This is a genomic window from Rhodoferax sp. (assembly GCF_014859475.1).
Classification (GTDB): domain Bacteria; phylum Pseudomonadota; class Gammaproteobacteria; order Burkholderiales; family Burkholderiaceae_C; genus Rhodoferax.
In genome coordinates, this window is sequence record NZ_JACUUE010000349.1 from 1 (window position 1) to 1271 (window position 1271).

Below are 1271 nucleotides of genomic sequence, written 5' to 3' on the forward strand. Positions count from 1 at the left end.
CACAAAGTCTGCTGCAAGGGCAGCGTCATCAAACTGACATTACCCGCAGCGCCCAGCAAATGCGCAAGACAAGCCAGCAACTCATCGCGACTGGCAAACTCGGTGGCCAGGCGGGTGAAAATACGGCTACCCAGCGGGATCAACTCCTCACGGCGCAACTTCTCCAGCAGACGCGCATCGCCCGCCATCACGATACACAGCAAGGGTTGAGAATCAAACTGCGAACTCGCCAGCAGGCGCAGCTCGGACAACACCTGGGGCGTCATCTCCTGCGCCTCATCGACCAGCAACACCGCTCGACAACGGGTGGACTCCATGTGAGAAAGCCAGCGCTCGCGCAACGCCTTGAAACCACCCCAACGATTGCTCGGGCGCAGCGGCTCGCCATCGAAACAGCTGCGCGACAAAATGAAATTTTGTCGCTGACTTGGGAACACGTGAACCTTGACCGCAAGTTCGCGCTTCTGAAAGAAACCAAAAACGGTGAGGAACGTGCAGCACCACTGTCCTCAAAAGCCATTGAAGTATTGAATGCCTTGACCAAACCACCAGGCAAGTTGAATCCATCTGACCGGCCATTTCCCATGGACCGGACTTGCCTTCTGCGCGTCCTCCGCTACGCCTGCCAGCGCGCCAAAATTCAAGACTTCACTTGGCACGAATTGCGCCATGAAGCCATGAGCCGTCTAAGCGAAAAGAGCGATTTCTCGATTCTTGAGCTCGCCTCCATTTCCGGCCACAAAACGCTTCAAATGCTGAAGAAGTACACCCACCTGCAGGTTGAAAAGCTGGCTGACAAGATGGGGTAGTGACCAAAGGTTGCGTCTGCCCGTTCGACTGACTACGGGGAATTGATAACGTTTTCAGCATCCCCAAGTTCTCGCAGCAACACGTCAAAGCTCGGCGGCTCGGTCATGAACATGGGGCGCATCGTCGCGTAATCGCGCGCCAAATCACCCTGCCGTGCCATGGGAGGCACCAGCCGGAACGACCCATGGCAGGCCAAATCGTAACGCGCCCAGCCTCGGGAAAATACGCGGCTTTTCCAGTCCACAACGCGCTCGCACTGCGCCTTGTCAGCCAAAAACTGCGGTGCATCGGCGTGCGCCAACAACCTCACCATGTCGAAATAGTGGCGTGCATACCGGTCTGGTGTGGGTGAGTCATGTGGCCGGTGGTACTCCGCATGCAGGATGGTTGCTTTCTCCCAAAAAGTGCGTTGCAACTCCAACGCCACCACCTCACATTGCCAGTCGCCAAACAGCGGCGCA

The 1271-nt window shown here is 57.0% G+C and carries 3 protein-coding genes; 1 reads left to right on the forward strand and 2 read right to left on the reverse strand.

Annotated features, from left to right (window positions below; genetic code table 11):
* A partial coding sequence (locus IBX54_RS15155; protein WP_367141860.1) for an AAA family ATPase occupies positions 1 to 317 on the reverse strand: 317 nt, incomplete at its 3' end.
* Here IBX54_RS15155 and IBX54_RS15160 point away from each other — a divergent pair.
* Entirely contained in the window at positions 318 to 809 is a 492-nt protein-coding gene (locus IBX54_RS15160; protein WP_296543477.1) for a site-specific integrase, read from the forward strand.
* Positions 810 to 841: 32 nt separating this feature from the next.
* On the opposite strand, the gene IBX54_RS15165 is transcribed toward IBX54_RS15160, so the two are convergent.
* On the reverse strand, positions 842 to 1271 hold a 430-nt coding region (locus tag IBX54_RS15165; RefSeq protein ID WP_296543478.1), incomplete at its 5' end, for a nucleotidyl transferase AbiEii/AbiGii toxin family protein.